Annotated in this window: 16 protein-coding genes; 10 read left to right on the forward strand and 6 right to left on the reverse strand. The window is 68.1% G+C overall.

Going from position 1 to position 18,957, the window contains the following annotated elements; genetic code table 11:
- The first annotated feature begins 70 nt into the window (after nt 1-70).
- Nucleotides 71-541, forward strand: coding sequence for a pyridoxamine 5'-phosphate oxidase family protein (locus ACX9MO_RS00515; protein WP_462213162.1), 471 nt, complete (start codon nt 71-73; stop codon nt 539-541).
- A gap of 141 nt (nt 542-682) precedes the next feature.
- Nucleotides 683-1,180 (forward strand): CreA family protein, encoded by a 498-nt coding sequence (locus ACX9MO_RS00520; protein WP_462213163.1) that lies wholly within the window; start codon nt 683-685, stop codon nt 1,178-1,180.
- Nucleotides 1,181-1,318: 138 nt separating this feature from the next.
- Here the strand turns inward: ACX9MO_RS00520 and ACX9MO_RS00525 are convergent, their stop codons facing one another.
- Nucleotides 1,319-2,536: a DegT/DnrJ/EryC1/StrS family aminotransferase gene (locus tag ACX9MO_RS00525; RefSeq protein WP_462213164.1), complete on the reverse strand. Its 1,218-nt coding sequence runs from the start codon at nt 2,534-2,536 to the stop codon at nt 1,319-1,321.
- Between the two features lie 117 nt (nt 2,537-2,653).
- Nucleotides 2,654-3,322 carry an HAD-IA family hydrolase gene (locus ACX9MO_RS00530; RefSeq protein ID WP_462213165.1) on the reverse strand — a complete coding sequence of 223 codons (669 nt, stop codon included), beginning with the start codon at nt 3,320-3,322 and terminating at the stop codon, nt 2,654-2,656.
- A gap of 125 nt (nt 3,323-3,447) precedes the next feature.
- Between ACX9MO_RS00530 and glmU the strand changes: the two genes are divergently transcribed.
- From glmU to ACX9MO_RS00550, 4 genes are all read left to right on the forward strand, one after another.
- Nucleotides 3,448-4,806 (forward strand): bifunctional UDP-N-acetylglucosamine diphosphorylase/glucosamine-1-phosphate N-acetyltransferase GlmU, encoded by a 1,359-nt coding sequence (gene glmU, locus ACX9MO_RS00535; protein WP_462213166.1) that lies wholly within the window; start codon nt 3,448-3,450, stop codon nt 4,804-4,806.
- Nucleotides 4,806-6,629, forward strand: coding sequence for a glutamine--fructose-6-phosphate transaminase (isomerizing) (gene glmS / locus ACX9MO_RS00540; RefSeq protein WP_462213167.1), 1,824 nt, complete (start codon nt 4,806-4,808; stop codon nt 6,627-6,629). Before glmU ends, glmS begins: the two co-directional genes overlap by 1 nt.
- A 79-nt stretch (nt 6,630-6,708) precedes the next feature.
- Nucleotides 6,709-7,266 carry a pyridoxamine 5'-phosphate oxidase family protein gene (locus tag ACX9MO_RS00545; protein ID WP_462213168.1) on the forward strand — a complete coding sequence of 186 codons (558 nt, stop codon included), beginning with the start codon at nt 6,709-6,711 and terminating at the stop codon, nt 7,264-7,266.
- Nucleotides 7,263-7,952 (forward strand): DNA alkylation repair protein, encoded by a 690-nt coding sequence (locus ACX9MO_RS00550; RefSeq protein ID WP_462213169.1) that lies wholly within the window; start codon nt 7,263-7,265, stop codon nt 7,950-7,952. The genes ACX9MO_RS00545 and ACX9MO_RS00550 overlap by 4 nt, the downstream gene beginning before the upstream one ends.
- Before the next feature lie 166 nt (nt 7,953-8,118).
- Here the strand turns inward: ACX9MO_RS00550 and ACX9MO_RS00555 are convergent, their stop codons facing one another.
- The gene (locus tag ACX9MO_RS00555; protein WP_462213170.1) at nt 8,119-8,562 is read right to left on the reverse strand and encodes a hypothetical protein; all 444 of its coding nucleotides are present in this window, start codon (nt 8,560-8,562) and stop codon (nt 8,119-8,121) included.
- Between the two features lie 83 nt (nt 8,563-8,645).
- On the opposite strand from ACX9MO_RS00555, the gene moaA reads away from it, so the two are divergent.
- The 3 genes from moaA to ACX9MO_RS00570 are packed head-to-tail and all read left to right on the forward strand — an operon-like array spanning nt 8,646 to nt 12,042.
- Complete coding sequence (moaA, locus tag ACX9MO_RS00560; protein WP_462213171.1) at nt 8,646-9,653, forward strand: GTP 3',8-cyclase MoaA; 1,008 nt, start codon at nt 8,646-8,648, stop codon at nt 9,651-9,653.
- A gap of 8 nt (nt 9,654-9,661) precedes the next feature.
- Nucleotides 9,662-10,966: a 3-deoxy-D-manno-octulosonic acid transferase gene (locus ACX9MO_RS00565; RefSeq protein WP_462213172.1), complete on the forward strand. Its 1,305-nt coding sequence runs from the start codon at nt 9,662-9,664 to the stop codon at nt 10,964-10,966.
- Complete coding sequence (locus tag ACX9MO_RS00570; protein WP_462213173.1) at nt 10,963-12,042, forward strand: glycosyltransferase family 4 protein; 1,080 nt, start codon at nt 10,963-10,965, stop codon at nt 12,040-12,042. Before ACX9MO_RS00565 ends, ACX9MO_RS00570 begins: the two co-directional genes overlap by 4 nt.
- A gap of 260 nt (nt 12,043-12,302) precedes the next feature.
- Here the strand turns inward: ACX9MO_RS00570 and ACX9MO_RS00575 are convergent, their stop codons facing one another.
- From ACX9MO_RS00575 to ACX9MO_RS00585, 3 genes are all read right to left on the reverse strand, one after another.
- The gene (locus ACX9MO_RS00575) at nt 12,303-13,469 is read right to left on the reverse strand and encodes a M20 aminoacylase family protein (RefSeq protein ID WP_462213174.1); all 1,167 of its coding nucleotides are present in this window, start codon (nt 13,467-13,469) and stop codon (nt 12,303-12,305) included.
- Between the two features lie 4 nt (nt 13,470-13,473).
- Complete coding sequence (gene argE, locus ACX9MO_RS00580) at nt 13,474-14,688, reverse strand: acetylornithine deacetylase (protein WP_462213175.1); 1,215 nt, start codon at nt 14,686-14,688, stop codon at nt 13,474-13,476.
- Nucleotides 14,689-15,133: 445 nt separating this feature from the next.
- Nucleotides 15,134-16,948 (reverse strand): ABC transporter ATP-binding protein, encoded by a 1,815-nt coding sequence (locus ACX9MO_RS00585; RefSeq protein WP_462213176.1) that lies wholly within the window; start codon nt 16,946-16,948, stop codon nt 15,134-15,136.
- A gap of 269 nt (nt 16,949-17,217) precedes the next feature.
- Here ACX9MO_RS00585 and ACX9MO_RS00590 point away from each other — a divergent pair, with 269 nt between their 5' ends.
- Nucleotides 17,218-18,921: a peptide ABC transporter substrate-binding protein gene (locus ACX9MO_RS00590; protein WP_462213177.1), complete on the forward strand. Its 1,704-nt coding sequence runs from the start codon at nt 17,218-17,220 to the stop codon at nt 18,919-18,921.
- Nucleotides 18,922-18,957: the final 36 nt, after the last annotated feature.

Raw genomic sequence — 18,957 nt, forward strand, 5'->3', positions numbered from 1 at the left:
CGGAACAGGCAGCGCCCGGCTGCGTTGGGTCCCCGACAGGATGCAAAGACAGAGACGAAAGGAGCCTCTCATGAGCCGCGACCTGAAAAGTGATTTCTGGAAAGGACTTGACGACACCCGCGCCGGCCTGCTGGCCGCCGGGGGCGAACACCCCGTGCCCATGGCCCCCCATGCCGATGCCGAGGCGGGAGTGATCTGGTTCATCACCGCTCAGGGCACCGCTGCCGATCGCGCCGCCCGTGCGTCGGGCGCCGCCAGCTTCCACGTCGCCGATTCCCGCGCCAACCTCTACGCCAATGTCCGCGGCCGGCTGGAGGTCTCCGACGACCCGAAGAAACTCGACGAGATCTGGAGCGCCGTGGCTTCCGCCTGGTTCGAGAACGGGCGCAAGGACAGTGCCGTGCGCCTGCTGCGCATGACGCCCGAGGAGGCGGAGGTCTGGTCCGGTGACGGCGGCGCCAGCTTCCTCTATGAGATCGCCAAGGCCAAGATGACCGGTGACACGCCCGACGTGGGTGACCATGGCCGGCTGATCTTCTGAGGCCCACCCTACTGTGGCCCACCGAGTGGGGCCTGCCTGCTCAGGCCTGCCAACTGGGGCCCGCCCTGCCAGGGCCGGCCTCATCCGCGCGTTCCGCCCGGGCCCCATCGGCCCGGGTCTTTTCCGTGAAGGACATCGCCCATGCTCAAGACCACCGCTCTCAAGACGGCCCGCAGCGCCCTGCTCTGCCTGCTGCCCCTCCTGCCGCTCGCCCTGCCCCTCCACGCCGAACAGGTCGGCGAAGTGGGCGTCGACTGGGTCGGCAATGACATCGTGATCGAGGCGGTGGCCGATCCCAAGGTCGAAGGCGTGACCTGCCACATCGCCTATTTCGAACGCGGCCTGATCGACCGGCTCTCCAAGGGCAACTGGTTCGAAGACCCGTCGAATGCCTCCATCGCCTGCCGCCAGACCGGCCCGATCACCATCGGCGATATCGACCGCGACGAGGACGGCGAGGATGTCTTCAGCACCTCGCGCTCGATCATCCTCAAATCCCTGCGGGTGAAGCGGATCTACGACGAGGGCAACCAGACCCTGATCTACCTCGCCCATGCCGCGGAACTCGCCGACGGCTCTGCCAAGCTGGCGGTCTCGACCGTGCCGCTCTACGGCACCGAGGTGACCTGGAAAGACTGACGGGACAGCGCCTGCGGCGGGCGGATCGAGGGGGCGCTGCCCCCTCTTGGCCTGCGGCCAATTCACCCCCGGAGGATTTGCGGAAAGATGAGGGCAGGCCCCTCCATTTTCGTTTCCGAAATATCCCCGCCGGAGGCTTCAAATCTCCTGCGGGGCCCCCTCGGCCTGCCACACCGCCGCCACTTCCGCGCGGATGATCCGCGCGATCAGGGCACAATCCTCGACGCTGAAGGTCAGCGGCAGCCGCATGTCCATGATCCCCTTCAGGATCCGGTCCGTCGCGGGCATCGGCTCCACCGGGGCATAGCGCCAGCTGTCGTAGCGCGAGGTGAAGGCCACCGGCTCCGCGCCGCCAAACCACTTCAACTCGACCCCGCGGGCCGCGCAGCGCTCCAGCACCGCGCCGATGGCGCGCTCCGGCCAGTCGAGCAGCAGGAACTGGATCGAGGAGCCGACGTAATGTTCCGCCTCGGGGCGCTCGATCACCGTCAGGCCGGGCGTGTCGCGCAGGCCGTCTTCCACCACCTTGTAGCGTGCGTTCCAGGCCTCGCATTGCTGCGCAAGGGCTTTCACCTGCGGGCGCAGGATTGCGGCGCGCAGGTTGTCCATCCGGGCCGAGACGTTGGGCGTGGTGTATTTCACCCGCTCGAAGACCTCGGCCGGCGGCGCGGCAAGGTGCCGACCGTAGAGCATGTAGCTGCCCGAGAGGATGATCGCCCGGGCCATGGCCTCGTCGTCGTCCGAGATCAGCAGCCCGCCCTCGCCGGAATTCATATGCTTGTAGGTCTGGGTGGAATAGCAGCCGAAGACCCCGTGCCGGCCCGAGAGCGTCCCCTTCCAGCGCGCGCCCATGGTGTGGGCGCAATCCTCGATCACCTTCACCCCCGCCGCATCGCAGATCGCCATCAGCCGGTCCATGTCGCAGATATGGCCGCGCATGTGGCTCAGCAGCAGGACACGCACCGACGGGTCGCCGACCTTCACCTCGAGATCGTCGAGGTTGATGGTCAGGGCCTCGGTCACGCCGACATAGGCCGGCACCGCGCCGAGGGAGGCAATCGCGCCCGGCACGGGCGCCAGCGTGAAGGCATTGGTCAGCACCTTCTCGCCCGGCTTCACCTCCAGCGCGCGCAGCGCCGTGGCCAGCGTCTGCCCGCCCGAGGCCATGGCGAGGCAGTAGTCCGCCCCCATGGCCTGTGCGAATTCCTGCTCCAGCAGGGCGGTCTCGGCGATCTCGCCGGGGGCCGTGTTGTAGCGGTGCAGGCGCCCGTGGCGCAGGACGGTCAGCGCGGCCTCGATCCCCGCCTCGGGGATCGGCTCCTGCTGGGTGAAATTGCCGGTGAAACGCTCGCTCATGGGCGCATCCTTGGCCCCTGCGGCAGGCTGCGTCAATGCGATTGCGCCCCGGTGCGTGCGGCGGTTGGCTGTCCCGGCGCGCAGCGCGCAGCGGGGGCGCCGCGGGGCGCGTGCGGATCAGGCCAGAAGCCGCGCCACCGTGCCGGGAAGCTCGTCGAAGTGACCGATCAGCGCCTCGGGGTCCAAGGCCTGCATCCGTTCGCCCTGCCCCTCCGGCCCGAAGGTGACGAGGATCGAGGGCACACCCGCCGCCCGCGCGGTGTTGCGGTCAGTGTCGCTGTCGCCCACGAGGCAGGTCATGCGCGGGTCTCCGCCGGCGCGGCGCGCGGCCTCGAAGAGCGGCTCGGGGTCGGGCTTCTTCACCGTCAGCGTGTCCGCCCCCACAAGCGAGGCGAAGGCATCGCGCACGCCCAGCCGGGTCAGCAGTTCCTCGGCCAGATACTCGGGCTTGTTGGTGCAGATGCCGACGCGGTAATTCGCCATCAAGAGCGCCTCCACCGCCTCCATCGCGCCGGGATAGAGCACGGTGTGGGTGTCGATATCGCGGGCGTAATGGGACAGCAGCTGGGGATAGAGCACGTCGATCCCGGGATCGTCCTCGGCCCGGCCCGCGCGGGAGAAGCCCAGGCGCAGCATCGCCCGGCCGCCGCGCACCGCGACCCATTCGTCGCCCGCGCCCAGCAGATCGCCCATGCCGATGCCGCGGAAGCAGGCATTGGCCGCCGCCAGCAGGTCGCCGCTGGTGTCCGCCAGTGTCCCGTCCAGATCGAAGATCACGCTTTTCATCTGCCCTGCCTCCTGCGGGGCCCCTCGACACATTCCGCAATGGAAGGTGAAGGGGGTCGCCCTTGCGCCTGTTTCCCATCCCGATAAAACGGATGCCGACAAGGCGCAAAGCAAAAAGGGCAGTCATGACGGAGAAGGCGCTGGTGATCCTCGCCGCGGGCAAGGGCACGCGAATGAACTCGGATCTGCCGAAGGTTCTGCATCCGGTGGCGGGCGCCCCGCTGCTGGTCCACGCAATGAAATCCGGCGCCATGCTGGAGCCCGCCCGCACGGTGATCGTCACCGGCCACGGGGCCGCAGCGGTGGCGCAGGCCGCCTCCGACTGGGACGAGGAGGCGGTGAGCGTCCTGCAAGAGGAGCAGCTCGGCACGGCCCATGCGGTGGCGCAGGCGCGCCCCGCGCTGGAGGGCTTCGAGGGCGATGTCTTCGTGCTCTACGGCGACACCCCCTTCATCCGCCCGGAAACGCTGGAGGCGATGGCCGAGGCGCGACTGCGCCACGACGTGGTGGTCCTGGGCTTCGAGGCCGCCGATCCGGGCCGCTACGGCCGGCTGCTGATGCAGGGCGAGGTGCTGGAGAAGATCGTCGAATTCAAGGACGCCTCGGAAGAGGAACGCGCCATAACGCTGTGCAATTCCGGCGTGATCGCGGCGGATGCCAGGGTGCTCTTCGATCTCATCGACGCGGTCGGCTGCGAGAATGCGGCCGGTGAATATTACCTGACCGACGTGGTCGGGCTGGCGCGAGACCGCGGGCTGTCGGCCACCGCCGTGGCCTGCCCGGAAGAAGAGACCATGGGCATCAACTCCCGCGCCGAGCTGGCGCAGGCCGAAGCCGCCTTCCAGACCCGCGCCCGCGCGCAGGCGATGGAGGACGGCGTGACCCTGACCGCGCCCGAAACCGTCTTCTTCGCCCATGACACCGTCGTGGGCCGCGACACGGTGATCGAGCCGAACGTGGTCTTCGGCCTCGATGTCACCGTCGAGAGCGAGGCGCATATCCGCGCCTTCTCGCACCTCGAGGGCTGCCATGTCAGCCGCGGCGGGGTCATCGGCCCCTATGCCCGCCTGCGCCCCGGCGCGGAGCTGGCCGAGGACGTGAAGGTCGGCAACTTCGTCGAGATCAAGGCGGCCCGGATCGACCGCGGCGCCAAGGTGAACCACCTCAGCTACATCGGCGACGCCGAGATCGGCGAGGAGACCAATGTCGGCGCGGGCACGATCACCTGCAACTACGACGGCGTGTTCAAGCACCAGACGCGGATCGGTGCGCGGGCCTTCATCGGCTCCAACACCATGCTGGTGGCGCCGGTCTCGGTCGGGGATGACGCGATGACCGGCTCCGGCTCGGTCATCACGCAGGACGTGGAGCCGGGCGCCCTTGCGCTTGGCCGGGCCAAGCAGGTGAACAAGCCGGGCTTTGCGCGGAAATTGTTCGAAATGTTGAAGGCACGGAAGGCGAAAGCCGCCAAGGAGGCGCAATAATGTGCGGAATTATCGGGTACCTCGGAAATCACGAAGCCGCCCCCTTCCTGCTCGACGCGCTCCGTCGGCTGGAATACCGCGGCTATGACAGCGCCGGCATCGCCACGCTGAACCATGGCAAGCTGGACCGCCGCCGCGCGGTCGGCAAGCTGGTGAACCTCGCGGACCTGCTGGTGCATGAGCCGCTGCCGGGCAAGGCCGGGATCGGCCACACCCGCTGGGCCACCCATGGGGCGCCCACGGTGCCCAACGCCCACCCGCATCAGGCGGGCCGCGTGGCCGTCGTGCACAACGGGATCATCGAGAACTTCCGCGAGCTGCGCGCCGAACTGGCCGAGGCCGGCGTGCCCTTCCAGACCGAAACAGATACCGAAACCGTCGCCCTGCTGGCCAACCACCTGATGGAGGGCGGCATGGGCCCGGTCGAGACCGTGACCGAGGTGCTGCACCGGATCGAGGGGGCCTATGGGCTGCTCTTCCTCTTCGACGGCGAAGAGGACCTGATGATCGCCGCGCGCAAGGGCTCCCCCCTCGCCGTGGGCTATGGCACGGGCGAGAACTTCGTAGGCTCCGACGCCATCGCGCTCGCGCCCCTGACGGACCGGATCACCTACCTCGAAGAGGGCGACATGGCAGTGGTCACCCGCAATTCGGTCGAGATCCGCGATGCCTCGGGCCAGCTGGCCAACCGCGAGATCAAGACGATCCGCATAGACAGCGCCCGCGTCGACAAGGCCGGGCACAAGCACTTCATGGCCAAGGAAATCGCCGAACAGCCCAAGGTCATCGGCGACGCCCTGCGCCACTACCTGACCCCTGACAGCGCAGCGATCACCCTGCCCGGCGAGGGCGTCGACTTCGCCAAGGTGAACCGCCTGCTGCTGGTGGCCTGCGGCACGGCCTACTACGCCTGCCTGACCGCGAAATACTGGTTCGAGCAGATCGCGCAGCTGCCGGTCGAGGTCGATATCGCCTCGGAGTTCCGCTACCGCGAGCCGCCGATCACCGAAGGCACGCTGGCGCTCTTCGTCTCGCAATCGGGCGAGACGGCGGACACGCTGGCCGCGCTGCGCTATTGCCAGGGCAAGGCGGCGCGCATCCTCTCGGTGGTGAACGTGGCCGAAAGCTCGATCGCGCGGGAAAGCGACCTCGCCCTGCCGATCCTCGCGGGCGCCGAGATCGGGGTGGCCTCCACCAAGGCCTTCTCCTGCCAGCTGACCGTGCTGATGATCCTCGCGCTGGAGGCCGCGCAGCAGCGCGGCGCGATCAGCGCCGAGAAGCTGGCCGAGCTGCTGGGGGCGCTTCAGGGCCTGCCCGGGCTCTTCAACGCCGCCATGGACAGCAACGCCCTGACCGAGAGCATCTCGGCCGACCTGTCGGAAGTGTCCGACGTGCTCTTCCTCGGGCGCGGGCGGATGTATCCGCTGGCGCTGGAAGGCGCGCTGAAGATGAAGGAGCTCAGCTACATCCACGCCGAGGCCTATGCCAGCGGCGAGCTCAAGCATGGGCCCATTGCGCTGATCGACAGCCACCTGCCGGTGGTCGTCATGGCGCCGCGCGACGCGCTCTTCGACAAGACGATCTCGAACATGCAGGAGGTCATGGCGCGGGCCGGCAAGGTGCTGCTGATCTCCGATGCCGCCGGCATCGCCGAGGCCGGGGATGGCGTCTGGCAAAGCGTCGAGATGCCCACCGTCGCGCCGGAACTGGCCCCGATCCTCTATGCCCTGCCCGCGCAGCTGCTGGCCTATCACACCGCCGTTGCCAAGGGCACGGATGTTGACCAGCCGCGCAATCTGGCGAAATCTGTCACGGTCGAATAATCGGGCGAACAACCGGGCGCGCAGCGGGGCGCCCGGCGGCCCGCGCCCCTGCTCCCACGGACCCTGACCGGAGGCTTCCATGGCCAAACAGTTCACAGAGATCGAGGACGCCCACCGCGCCTTCATCGAGGATCAGCATATCTTCTTCACCGGCACCGCCGGGGCGGAGGGCTATGTCAATGTCTCGCCCAAGGGCATGGACAGCCTGCGCGTGCTGGGGCCGAACCGCATCCTGTGGCGCAACCTCACCGGCTCGGGCAACGAGACGGCGGGCCATCTGGCGCAGGTGAACCGCATCACGCTGATGTGGTGCTCCTTCACCAAGCGCCCGCTGATCCTGCGCTGCTACGGCACCGCGCGGGTGATCCACCGCAACGATCCCGACTGGGCGGCGCTGAACGCGAACTTCCCCGAGGAACGCGGTGCGCGGCAGATCTATGACGTGGCGGTCGAGATGGTGCAGACCTCCTGCGGTTATTCGATCCCCTTCTTCGACTATGTCGAGGAGCGCGACACGCTGCACAAATGGGCCGAGACCAAGGGCGATGACGGCCTGCGGGACTATTGGCTCGAGAAGAACACCCGCACCCTGAACGGCGCGGAGACCGGTATCGCGGAAGGCAATATCCCCACATGACCCTGCCCGGAACGGCTGAAGAGGCCCTGGCCCTGCTCGAACCCCACGCGGAACCGGGCAAGGCCGAGGAGATGCTGGCCTATCATAAGGTGCCGCGCCGCTATCTGGGCGTCGCGAACCCGGTGATCAACGACATGACGACCGAGTGGCGCCGCGCCCTGACGCTGGAGCAGCGGCTTTCGCTGGCCGAGGCGCTCTGGGACACGGATGTGCACGAGGGGCGGCTGGCCGCGGCCAAGCTGCTGACCCAGGCCCGGATCCGCCCCGACGCGGCCGTCTGGGCGCTGATCTGCCGCTGGGTGCCGGATGTCGACGGCTGGGCCGTGGCCGATCACGCCTGCATCGCCGGGCAGAAGCGCATCATGGCCGATCTCACGCGCCTCGACGAGGTCGAGGGCTGGACGGTCTCGGACCACATGTGGAGCCGCCGTGCCGCCCTCGTCATCACCCTGCCGCTGGCCAAGCTGAACCACCCAGATGCGGCGCAGGCCGCAGCCCGTGAACGGGCGCTCGGCTGGGCGGCAGGCTACGTGGCGGACCGGGAGTGGTTCATCCAGAAGGCCGTGGGCTGGTGGCTGCGTGATCTCTCCAAGCACGACGCAGACCGCGTCCGCGCCTTCCTCGCAGAACACGGCGCCCAGATGAAGGGGTTCGCCCGCAAGGAGGCCTCGAAATACCTCGCCTGATCAGGGGGCTGCACCGCGAAGCTCACGTGCACCGCCCGACCGGACGAAAGACCTCTCCGCCCGCGAGGAAGAGTTTTCGAAAACTCTTCCCAAAAATCTTCGAAGATTTTTGGTGCCCGGCCGCGTCGCCGGTCATCCTCTCGGCCGCAGCGACAGGTGAGAGCGCCTAGCGCGTCGCGACCTCAAGCGTCGGCAGCCCCGTCAGCGGCGCCCCGATCGCCTGCATGGCAGACAGCGAGATCCGCGAGCCCGCGCCCGGCTCCCCCGCAATCGGGATCAGCGTCACATCGGCGGTCTTGCCCTCGTAGGTGATCCGTCCCGGCGTCTCGGCCTTCACCAGCGGCGTCTTCAGCCACATCCCCGCCTCGCCCGGCGCGCCTAGAGAGGCCACGGTGCGGCCCAGCGATCCGGCCGCGGGCGCAATGGCCTCGGCCCCGGGGAGATCGGCGTCAGCCTCCTCCTCGACCGTGGGTTCGGCGCCCTCCTCCACGGGCATCTGCCCCTCCGCCATCTCGGCGGGGGCCGTGCCCGAAGACGGGCCGGTTTGCTCCGGCATCGCCGCGCAGGCGGCCAGAAGAAGCGGGCTCAGGATCAGCAGACGTGTCATCATGGCGCAAAGTTAGCACGCCCGGCACCCGCGGCAATGCGGAAACAGCCCTTGCCCCGGCCCGTCGGCGGACTTACCTTCCGCCCATGAACACGCCCCTCATCGATCCCTTCCAGCGCGCGATCACCTACCTGCGCGTCTCGGTCACCGACCGCTGCGATTTCCGCTGCGTCTACTGCATGTCCGAGAACATGACCTTCCTGCCCAAGAAGGAGCTCCTCACGCTGGAGGAGCTGGACCGCATGTGTTCCACCTTCATCCGCATGGGCGTGAAGAAGCTGCGGATCACCGGGGGCGAGCCGCTGGTGCGCCGCGATATCATGACCTTCTTCAACGGCATGTCGCGGCACCTCGAGGCGGGCGATCTCGAAGAATTGACCCTGACGACCAATGGCTCGCAGCTGGCCCGCTTCGCCAAGGAGCTCTACGCCGCGGGCGTGCGCCGGGTGAATGTCTCGCTCGACACGCTGGACGAGGAGAAGTTCGCCAAGGTGACCCGCTGGGGCCGCCTGCCGCAGGTGATGCGCGGGCTCGACGCCGCGCAGGAGGCGGGCCTCAAGGTCAAGCTGAACGCCGTGGCGCTCAAGGGCTTCAACGAGGATGAGCTCTTCACCCTGACCGAGTTCTGCCGCGACCGTGGCATGGACCTGACCTGGATCGAGGTCATGCCCATGGGGGACCTCGGCAACGAGGACCGGCTGGACCAGTACTGGCCCCTCACCGACCTGCGCCGCCAGCTGGCCGAGCGGTACACGCTGACCGAACTGACCGAGCGCACCGGCGGCCCCGCCCGCTACGTGCGCCTCGAGGAGACCGGCCAGAAGATCGGCTTCATCACCCCGCTGACGCATAATTTCTGCGAAAGCTGCAACCGCGTGCGGATGACCTGCACGGGCGAGCTTTTCATGTGTCTCGGGCAGGAAGACATGGCCGACCTGCGCCCGGCGCTTCGCAACCATCCCGGCGATGACGCGCCGCTGGAGGCCGCGATCCACCGCGCCATCGGGCTGAAGCCCAAGGGCCACGATTTCGACTATTCGCGCCAGCGGCCCGACGGCCAGATGTCGCGGCACATGAGCCACACAGGGGGCTGACGACGCCCATGCGCCCCGCCGCGCTGCCGCCGCTCTACCATCTCTATTCCACCGCCGCCCGCCTCCTCGCCCCCGTGCTCCGCCGTCGCCTGACGGAGAAGCACCTGCGCGAGGGTGGCGATCCCGCACGCGTCGGCGAACGCTTCGGCCGCGCCACCCTGCCCCGGCCCGAGGGCCCGCTGCTCTGGGTCCACGCCGTCTCGGTCGGCGAAACGGTTTCGGCCCTGCCCCTGATCGAGGCGGCGCTGGCCGAAGACCCGACGCTCCATGCCCTGCTGACCACCACCACGATCACCTCGGCCCAGATCGCCGCCGACCGCCTGCCCACCCGCGCGCAGCACCAGTTTGCGCCCATCGACGTGCCACAGGTCTTTGCCCGCTTTCTCGCCCACTGGCGCCCCGACATCGCCGTGCTGACCGAGAGCGAGATCTGGCCCGGCCAGATCGCCACCCTGCGCCGCCGCGGCATCCCGCTGGCGATGGTGAACGCGCGGCTCTCGGCCTCCAGCGCGCGCGGCTGGCAACGGTTCGCGCCCCGCCTTGCCCGGGCGCTCTTCTCCCGCGTGGCGCTGATCCTCGCGCAGGACGCGGGCACCAAGACCCGGATGGAGGCCCTCGGCGCCGATCCCGCCCGGATCGAGGTCACCGGCTCGCTCAAGACGGCCGCCGCCCCGCTCAAGGTCGACCCCGCGGCGCTCACCGCGCTCACCACGGCCATCGGCCCGCGCCCGCTCTGGGTCGCGGCCTCGACCCATCCGGGCGAGGAGGAGATCCTCCTCGACACCCACAAGACCCTGCTGGCCGATCACCCGCAGGCGCTGCTCCTCCTCGCCCCGCGCCATCCCGACCGGGCGCAGGAGGTGGCCGCGCTGATCAGCGCCCATGGCCTCAGCTATTCCACCCGGTCCGCAGACGGGCTGCCCGGCCCGCGCGATCAGGTCTTCCTCGCCGACACGCTTGGCGAGATGGGCCTGTGGTTCTCTGCGGCACCGGTGGCCTTCATGGGCGGCTCGCTCCTCGACAACATCGGCGGCCACAACCCGGTGGAGCCGGCGCAGGCGGGCTGCGCCATCCTCTCCGGCCCCCATGTTGCCAATGCCGAGGAGCTTTACGCCGCGCTGACCGCGGCCGGCGGTGCGCAGCTTGTCGCGCCAGAGCCCCCCGCGCTTGCCGCCGCCCTCGCCCCCCTGCTAGACGGAACCACGGAGATGGGCGCCCGGGCCCGCGACTGGGTCCGCACCGCCGCGGCCCGTCCGCAGGAAATCGCCCGCCGCATCCGCGCCCTCGCGCCGCAGAAGGACCCGCAGCCATGACCGAGACGCCCGAAGTTTTCGTCACCAACTACAACACGCGGTTCACCGGCGTCTCTTCCACCGCCGCGCGCATGGCGCTGACCCACCTGAAGCGCTACCGCCTCGCCCTCGTGGGCCACCCGCTGCCGCTCAAGGGCCTGCCCGCGCCGATCACCCCGGCCGAGGCGCGCCGCCTCAGCAAGACGCCCCCCGCAGGCCGCCCCTTCGCCATCTGGCACGTGCGCCGCGACCCCGAGATGATCTCGGCCCTCTGGGCCCGCGACGTGCTGCGCCTGCCGATCAAGACGGTCTTCACCTCCGCCGCGCGGCACCGGCACTCCGCCTTCCCCCGCTGGCTGATCTCGCGCATGGACGCCGTTGTCGCCACCTCGGAGGAAGCCGCCAGCTTCTTCCCCGCCGTGGCCGCCACCCTGTCCCACGGCGTCGATCTTGAGCAGTTCAAGCCGGTCCCGGACCGCGCCGCCGCCTGGGCCGCGCTGCCCTATGGCGGCAAGAAGGGCGTCGCCATCATCGGCCGCGTCCGCCCCGAGAAGGGCACCGACATCTTCGTCGATGCCATGATCAAGGTCTGCCAGCAGGACCCCGACGTCACCGCCCTCGTCATGGGCATGGCCAAACCCTCGGAAGAGGCCTTCCTCAAGGACCTCAAGGACCGTGTCGCCAAGGCAGGCCTCACCGAGCGCATCCTCTTCCCCGGCTTCGTCAGCCACGAGGACCAGCTCGCCCTGATGCCAGCCCTCTCCCTCGTGGTGAACGTGGCGCGCTACGAACCCTTCGGCGTCGTGCCGGTCGAGGGCATGGCGGCGGGCACCCCCTTCGTCTGCTCCGACACCGGCTACTACCGCCAGTTCTCCGCCGGAGAGACCACGGGCCGCATCGTGCCCCCCGGCGACGTCGAGGCGGCAGCCGAGGCCGTGGCCAGCCTCCTCGCCGATCCCGCGAAGATCGAGGAGATGGGCGCCAGGGGCCGCGCCCTGGCCGCAGCCGAACATTCGATCCAGCGCGAAGCCGACGGCGTGGCCGAGATCTACGAACGCCTCTGGGCCGGAGAGAACCTGGCCGTCCACCGCGGCTGACCAGCCCGGCCCAATCCCCCTTCCAAGACCCCGGTCCCCCGGCCCCCCTTCATCTTTCCCCAAGTACTCCGGGGGAATTGGCCGCAGGCCAATGGGGGCAGCGCCCCCTGACCGCAAAAGAAAAGCGCGCCACGGTCCCCGCAGCGCGCCCAAAATTCTTCGAAGAATTTTGCCAAGAATTTTCGAAAATGACCTTCGAAAAGACTAGGACGCGGCACCGGCAGGTCCCGCGCCCTTTCAGTATTTGAGCCGGGCCCCGATCAGGCCGCCGGCATCCGCTCCTCGATGATGCCCGCCCACCAGGAACAGCCTGCCGGGATCGCTTCATCGTTGAAGTTGTAGTTCGGGTTGTGCACGTCCGCGCTGTCCCCATTGCCCACGAGGATATAGGCCCCGGGGCGCTCCTCCAGCATGTAGGCGAAGTCCTCGCCGCCCATGGTGATCGGCGCATTGGCCTCGCAGCTGCCCGCGACCTTCTCGGCCACAGAGGCGGCGAAGGCGGTCTGCTCCTCGCTGTTCACCATCGCCGGATAGCCCGGCAGCCACTTGATCTGCGCCTCGGCGTCGAAGGTGGCGGCGGCGCCGTTGGCGATCGCCTTCAGCCGGGTCTCGGCCAGGGCGCGCGCGGCCTTGGTCATGGTGCGGATCGTGCCGCGCAGGGTCACGGCGGCCGGGATCACGTTGAACGCCTTCGACGAGCTCTCGATCGAGGTGACGGAGACCACGATCTCGTCCACCGGGTCCGCGTTGCGGCTGGCGATGCTCTGCAGCGCGCTCACCATGTGGGCGGAGGCGACGACGGGATCGACGGTCTGGTGCGGCTTGGCTCCGTGGCCGCCGCGCCCGACGACCTTGATCTCGAACTGGTCGGTGGCTGCGAAGAAGGCACCGGGACGGATCGCGAACTGGCCCAGGGGCACGCCCGGCCAGTTGTGCATGCCATAGACTTCCTGGATGCCGAATGTCTCCATCATCCCGTCTTCGCACATCTCGCGGCCACCGCCGCCGCCTTCCTCTGCGGGCTGGAAGATCACGATGGCGGTGCCGTCGAAGTTGCGGGTCTCGGCCAGGTACTTGGCCGCGCCGAGCAGCATGGCGGTGTGGCCGTCATGGCCGCAGGCATGCATCGCCCCCGGCGTCTTGGAGGCATAGTCGAGCCCGGTCTCCTCGTGGATCGGCAGCGCGTCCATGTCGGCGCGCAGGCCGATGACCTTGCCGGAGGTGTTGGTCTTGCCGCGGATCACGCCCACGACGCCGGTGCGCCCGATGCCGGTGACGACCTCGTCGCAGCCGAAGGCCTTCAGCTTCTCCTCCACCAGCGCCGAGGTGCGGTGGGTTTCGAAGAGGATCTCGGGGTTCTCGTGCAGGTCACGGCGCCATTCGGTGATCTCGGGCAGAAGCTCGGCAAAACGGTTCTTCACTGGCATGGTCTTATCCTTCCGAAAGGCTGTCCAGCAGGCGCTCCATGAAGGCATGGCCCGCGTTGAACTGGTCGATGGTGATGAATTCGTCGGGCTGGTGGGCCTGCGCGATATCGCCCGGCCCGCAGACCACGGCCGAGAAGCCGTGGCGCTGGAAGTAGCCCGCCTCGGTGCCGTAGCTGACCACGTGGGTGCCGTTGTCGCCGGTGATCCGGCGCACGAAGGCCTCTGCCTCGCCCGCGTCCTCGGGCACGAGGCCGGGGCCGCCGAACTTCTTGGTCAGGGTGATGCCCGCGTCCGGGTGGATCGCCTTCATGCCGGCCTCGACCTCGGCCACCTTGGCGCGGAAGGCGGTCTCCCACTGCTCGTGGGTGTCGCCGGGCACGATCCGGAATGAGAGCACGAAGTGGCAGTCCTTGGCGGTGATGTTATGCGCCGTGCCGCCCTCGATTGTGCCGACATGGACGTTGGTCCAGGCGGGATCGAAGGGGGCCGCCTTGGGCCCCGGGGTGGCGGCCGCCGAGGCCGCGTTCATCTCGTTGGCCCATTCGATGATCTTGGCCGCTTCCATGATCGCGCTGACGCCCTTGTGGGACATGGAGGAATGCACCTCGTAGCCGCGCATGTGGACGTCGAAGGCCAGCCCGCCCTTGTGGCCGGTGACGGCCTGCATCATCGTCGGTTCGCCGATGATCGCGGCGGAGGCCTTGGGGAACTTGCCCGCGGCATCCTTGATCAGCGGATCGGCCCCCAGCAGGCCCACTTCCTCGTCATAGGTCAGGGCCACCTGCAGCGGGCGCGCGATCCCGCGGTGCTGCGCCTCGACCACCGCCCAGATGGCAAGCGCGTCGAAGCTCTTCATGTCGGCGCAGCCGCGGCCGTAGTACTTGCCGTCCCGGGTCTCGACCGTGAAGGGGTCTGACGACCAGTCCTGTCCGTCCACCGGCACCACGTCGGTATGGCCTGAAAGCACGAGGCCGCCCTCTTCCATCGGTCCCGCATGGGCCCAGAGCCCGGCCTTGGGCTGATCGGGATGCAGGTGCCGGTACGTGGGGACACCGTTTTGCTTGAGGTAGTCCTCGACCCAGTCGATCAGCGGCAGGTTGCTGTCCCGGCTGACGGTGGGAAAAGACACGAGCTTTTCCATGATCTCGTAGGGGGTGAGCCTGTCACCGGAGGCGGCGGTCATCGGGGCATCGGGGTTGGCTGTGGATTGGGCACTCATGGGGCCTTGGGCTTTCTTTCTGTCGGCGCGCCGGGGCGCGCAGCCACCGCGATTCCCGCAGGCGGCGTGATCCGGGGATCGTCTCACCTTTTGCGCGAGGTTCAAGAGCGGGCGGAGAAAAGGCCGCGGTTCTTGGCACGGGGCTGCGGGATGCCGTGGGGGAATGAGGCAATGGCGCGATGTTGATGCCTCCCCCACAAGGTCACCGCACAGGGCGGCGCTGACCCGCGGGGTGGCGCATAAGCGCCGGTTGCCATTGGTGCGCCATTGGTCCGAGCACCAATGGCGACGGGGGGCGGGTCGGCGCTGCCCGGCCTTTCGGCCGGGCGGGTGGGAGATGGAAATTGCAGCGCGGATTCGATCTCTCGACCCGAGCGCGCCATCCGGACCGTACACGGCAGGACCACACCACCGAACGCCAAAAAAACAGGCGCCCTGCTCGGCCTCAATACCCGCTGTCGGTCGTCAGGATGAAGTGATCCTCGCCCACCTGCTCGTAGGCCGAGGGCTGCGCGACATAGTCCATGTCGTGGATCGGCGAGGGGATCGGCTTGAACTTCAGCTCGCTGTCGGCCTTGCGGTTGTGCGGGTCGGCCACCGGAACCGCCTGCATCAGCGCCTTGGTATAGGGGTGCCGCGGGTCCTCGAAGACCGCCTGCCGCGAGCCGATCTCGACGATGCGGCCAAGGTACATGACCCCCACCCGGTGCGAGACCCGTTCGACCACCGCCATGTCGTGGCTGATGAAAAGGAACGAGAGCCCCAGTTCGGCCTGCAGCTCCATCATCAGGTTCAGCACCTGCGCCTGCACCGACACGTCGAGCGCCGAGACCGCCTCGTCCGCGACGATCAGCTTGGGGTTCAGGGCGCGGGCAATCGCGACCCGCTGCCGCTGACCGCCGGACAGTTCATGGGGATACCGCCGCAGGAAGCTCTTCGGCAGTTCCACCCGCTCGAAGAGCATCTCCACCCGCTCGCGCAGCTTGGCGCCCGAGGCGGTGCCGTAGTTCCGCATCGGCTCGGCCACCTGATCCATCAGCGTCATCTGGGGATTGAGCGAGGCGAACGGGTCCTGGAACACCATCTGCATGTCGAGCCGCGCCTTGCGCAGCGCGCCCTGATCCAGCGCCATGATGTCGGTGCCGTCGAGGTTGATCTGCCCGGAGTCCGGCTCCACCAGCCGCAGGATCGAGCGCCCGCAGGTGGATTTCCCGCAGCCGGATTCGCCCACGAGGCTCAGCGTCTGGCCCCGCATCAGGTCGAAGGACACGTCCTCGACCGCGTGGACCTGCGCCACGGTGCGGCGGAAGAAGCCACCCTTCACCGGAAACCGCGTGGTCAGGTTCTTGACCGAGAGCAGCACCTCGTCGGTGCCGGGGATCGGCTTGATCTCACCCTGGTCGCGGCCCAGCAGGCGCATCGGCTCGGGCGCGGCCTTGCCGGTCATCTCGCCCAGCTTGGGCACGGCCGCCAGCAGGGCCTTGGTATAGGGGTGCTGCGGGTTTTCGAAGATCTGGGCGACGGGCCCCTCTTCGACCTTGTTGCCGCGGAACATGACCACCACGCGGTCGGCCATCTGGGCGACCACGGCCATGTCATGGGTGATGAACATCACCGCGGTGCCGGTCTCGCGCTTCAGGCGGTTCATCAGGGCGAGGATCTCGGCCTGGATCGTCACGTCGAGCGCGGTTGTCGGCTCGTCCGCGATCAGCAGGCGCGGCTCGCAGGCAAGCGCCATGGCGATCACCACCCGCTGACGCATCCCGCCGGACAGCTCATGCGGATACTGCTTCAGGCGGCGCTCCGGCTCGGGGATGCGGACCTGCTTGAGAAGCTCCAGCGCGCGGGCCGTGGCGGCCTCCTTGCTCAGCCCCTTGTGCAGGCGCAGGCCCTCGGTCAGCTGCCGGCCCACGGTGAACACCGGGTTCAGCGCGGTCATCGGCTCCTGGAAGATCATCCCGATCTCGTTGCCGCGGATCGTGCGCATCAGCGACTGGTCCGCCTTGGCGAGGTCCAGCTCCTTGCCGTCCTTGCGGTCGAAGATCAGCCGCCCGCCGGCGATCTCGCCGCCGCCGAACTCCACCAGCCGCATCAGCGACAGCGACGACACCGACTTGCCGGAGCCGGATTCGCCCACGATGCAGACGGTTTCGCCGGGATTGACGGAGAAGGATACGTCCTCGACGCCCGCGACGGGGCCGTCCTTGGTCTGAAACTCCACGCGGAGGTTCTCGATCCGGGCGATCGGCTGGTCGAGCATCTGGGGCACCCTTTCTGGTGAGAGATTGTGCAGAGGCTACAGACAGGCAAACGCTCCTGTCAAACCTGTGTGACCGCTCCCTCTGCGTCAGCTTTCAGCGAGGCTTGCAATTTGAGCGTATCCAGTTTTGCATGATCGCAACCGTGGGGCGGATCCAAGGGGATTTGCGGGAAACTATCAGATGGGGGGCGCCGTCCACGGACCAACGCCCCCTGTTGTACTTGGTGCCGGACCAGAAAGAGCCCGGACCATCCAACTAGGAGAGAGAGATGCGTACGAAATCCCTATTGCTGGGCGCAGCTGCAGCCTTCGCGATGGCCCCGGCGGCCATGGCGGAGCGTGGCGCGGACGGCCATGTCAACGTGATCTACTGGCAGGCGCCGTCGATCCTGAACCCCTACCTCTCGGGGGGCACCAAGGACATCGAATCGTCCTCCGTCGTGATCGAGCCCCTGGGCCGCTACGACCAGGACGGCAACCTCGTCCCCTACCTCGCCACCGAGATCCCGACGCTGGAAAACGGCGGCGTCTCCGAGGACCTGACCTCGATCACCTGGAAGCTGAAGGAGGGCCTGCTCTGGTCCGACGGCACCCCGGTGACCTCGAAGGACGTGGTCTTCACCGCTGAATACTGCATGCATCCCGATGGGGGCTGTGCCCAGCTGGCCAAGTTCAACAACGTGGCCAGCGTCGAGGCGATCGACGACCTGACCGTGAAGGTCACCTTCGAGAACGCCCAGCCGAACCCCTATGGCCCCTTTATGGGCGGCCAGTCGCCGATCCTCCAGGCCGCGCAGTTCGCCGACTGCCTCGGCGCCGCGGCGCCCCAGTGCACCGAGGCCAACTTCGGCCCGATCGGCACCGGCCCCTTCAAGGTCGATGAATTCCGTCCCAACGACGTGATCTCGCTCTCGGCCAACCCGAACTACCGCGATCCGGCGAAACCCGCCTTCGCCACCATGACCTTCAAGGGCGGCGGCGACGCGGCAGCGGCCGGTCGTGCGGTTCTGGAAACCGGCGAATTCGACTACGCCTGGAACCTCCAGCTGGCCCCCGAGGTCATCGCCGAGATGGAATCCGCCGGCAAGGGCAAGACCGTGGTCGGTTTCGGCACGCTGGTCGAACGGATCGAGATGAACCTGACGAACCCCTCGTCGGACCTCCCGCCCGAGACCCGCGCCACCGTGGCTGAACCGCACCCGATCCTGACGGACTTCAAGGTCCGCAAGGCGCTCTCCATGGCGATCGACCGCGAGTTGCTGACCGAGCTCGGCTACGGCCAGGCCGGCCGCGCGACCTGCAACCTCGTGCCCTCGCCCGAGATGTACGCCTCGGAAACCAACACCGAGTGCCTGACCCAGGACATCGAAGGCGCCAAGGCGCTGCTCGACGAGGCCGGCTGGACCGTGGGCTCCGGCGGCATCCGCGAGAAGGATGGCATGAAGCTGAGCCTGCTGTTCCAGACCTCGACCAACGCCGTGCGTCAGGACTTCCAGGCCCTGATCAAGCAGTGGTGGGGCGAGATCGGCGTCGAGACCGAGCTGCGCAACGTCTCCGGTTCGGTCTTCTTCGGTGGTGACCCGGGTTCGCCCGACACCTTCCAGAAGTTCTATGCCGACGTGGAAATGTACGCGAACAACTTCGACGGCACCGACCCGCAGTCCTATCTGTCGATGTATGAATGCGGCAACGAGCCCAAGCCCTCGAGCCAGTGGCAGGGTGAGAACATCAACCGCTTCTGCAACGAAGAGTATGATGCCCTGCTCAAGGAACTCGCCCAGACCGGCGAACTCGAGAAGCGCGGCGAACTTGCCAAGAAGCTGAACGACATCATCACCAAGGAAACCATGACCATCGTTCCGCTGGTGGACCGTGGCCGTGTCTCCGCCCATTCCAACACCCTGGGCGGCGTGGTGCTGAACACCTGGGACAGCGAACTGTGGAACGTCGCTGACTGGTACCGGATCAAGTAATCCACTGATCCCCGGGGGCGCGTTCGCCGCGCCCCC

It is taken from the genome of Pseudooceanicola profundus (genome assembly GCF_054919315.1).

Excerpts from the sequence above, each read along its gene's own strand:
- ACX9MO_RS00565 (WP_462213172.1), top strand. The coding sequence starts at position 9,662 with ATGCGCCCCGCCGCGCTGCCGCCGCTCTACCATCTCTATTCCACCGCC.
- ACX9MO_RS00525 (WP_462213164.1), bottom strand. The coding sequence starts at position 2,536 with ATGAGCGAGCGTTTCACCGGCAATTTCACCCAGCAGGAGCCGATCCCC.
- moaA (WP_462213171.1), top strand. The coding sequence starts at position 8,646 with ATGAACACGCCCCTCATCGATCCCTTCCAGCGCGCGATCACCTACCTG.
- ACX9MO_RS00515 (WP_462213162.1), top strand. The coding sequence starts at position 71 with ATGAGCCGCGACCTGAAAAGTGATTTCTGGAAAGGACTTGACGACACC.
- glmU (WP_462213166.1), top strand. The coding sequence starts at position 3,448 with ATGACGGAGAAGGCGCTGGTGATCCTCGCCGCGGGCAAGGGCACGCGA.
- ACX9MO_RS00530 (WP_462213165.1), bottom strand. The coding sequence starts at position 3,322 with ATGAAAAGCGTGATCTTCGATCTGGACGGGACACTGGCGGACACCAGC.
- glmS (WP_462213167.1), top strand. The coding sequence starts at position 4,806 with ATGTGCGGAATTATCGGGTACCTCGGAAATCACGAAGCCGCCCCCTTC.
- ACX9MO_RS00590 (WP_462213177.1), top strand. The coding sequence starts at position 17,218 with ATGCGTACGAAATCCCTATTGCTGGGCGCAGCTGCAGCCTTCGCGATG.
- ACX9MO_RS00575 (WP_462213174.1), bottom strand. The coding sequence starts at position 13,469 with ATGCCAGTGAAGAACCGTTTTGCCGAGCTTCTGCCCGAGATCACCGAA.
- argE (WP_462213175.1), bottom strand. The coding sequence starts at position 14,688 with ATGAGTGCCCAATCCACAGCCAACCCCGATGCCCCGATGACCGCCGCC.
- ACX9MO_RS00545 (WP_462213168.1), top strand. The coding sequence starts at position 6,709 with ATGGCCAAACAGTTCACAGAGATCGAGGACGCCCACCGCGCCTTCATC.
- ACX9MO_RS00555 (WP_462213170.1), bottom strand. The coding sequence starts at position 8,562 with ATGATGACACGTCTGCTGATCCTGAGCCCGCTTCTTCTGGCCGCCTGC.
- ACX9MO_RS00550 (WP_462213169.1), top strand. The coding sequence starts at position 7,263 with ATGACCCTGCCCGGAACGGCTGAAGAGGCCCTGGCCCTGCTCGAACCC.
- ACX9MO_RS00585 (WP_462213176.1), bottom strand. The coding sequence starts at position 16,948 with ATGCTCGACCAGCCGATCGCCCGGATCGAGAACCTCCGCGTGGAGTTT.
- ACX9MO_RS00570 (WP_462213173.1), top strand. The coding sequence starts at position 10,963 with ATGACCGAGACGCCCGAAGTTTTCGTCACCAACTACAACACGCGGTTC.
- ACX9MO_RS00520 (WP_462213163.1), top strand. The coding sequence starts at position 683 with ATGCTCAAGACCACCGCTCTCAAGACGGCCCGCAGCGCCCTGCTCTGC.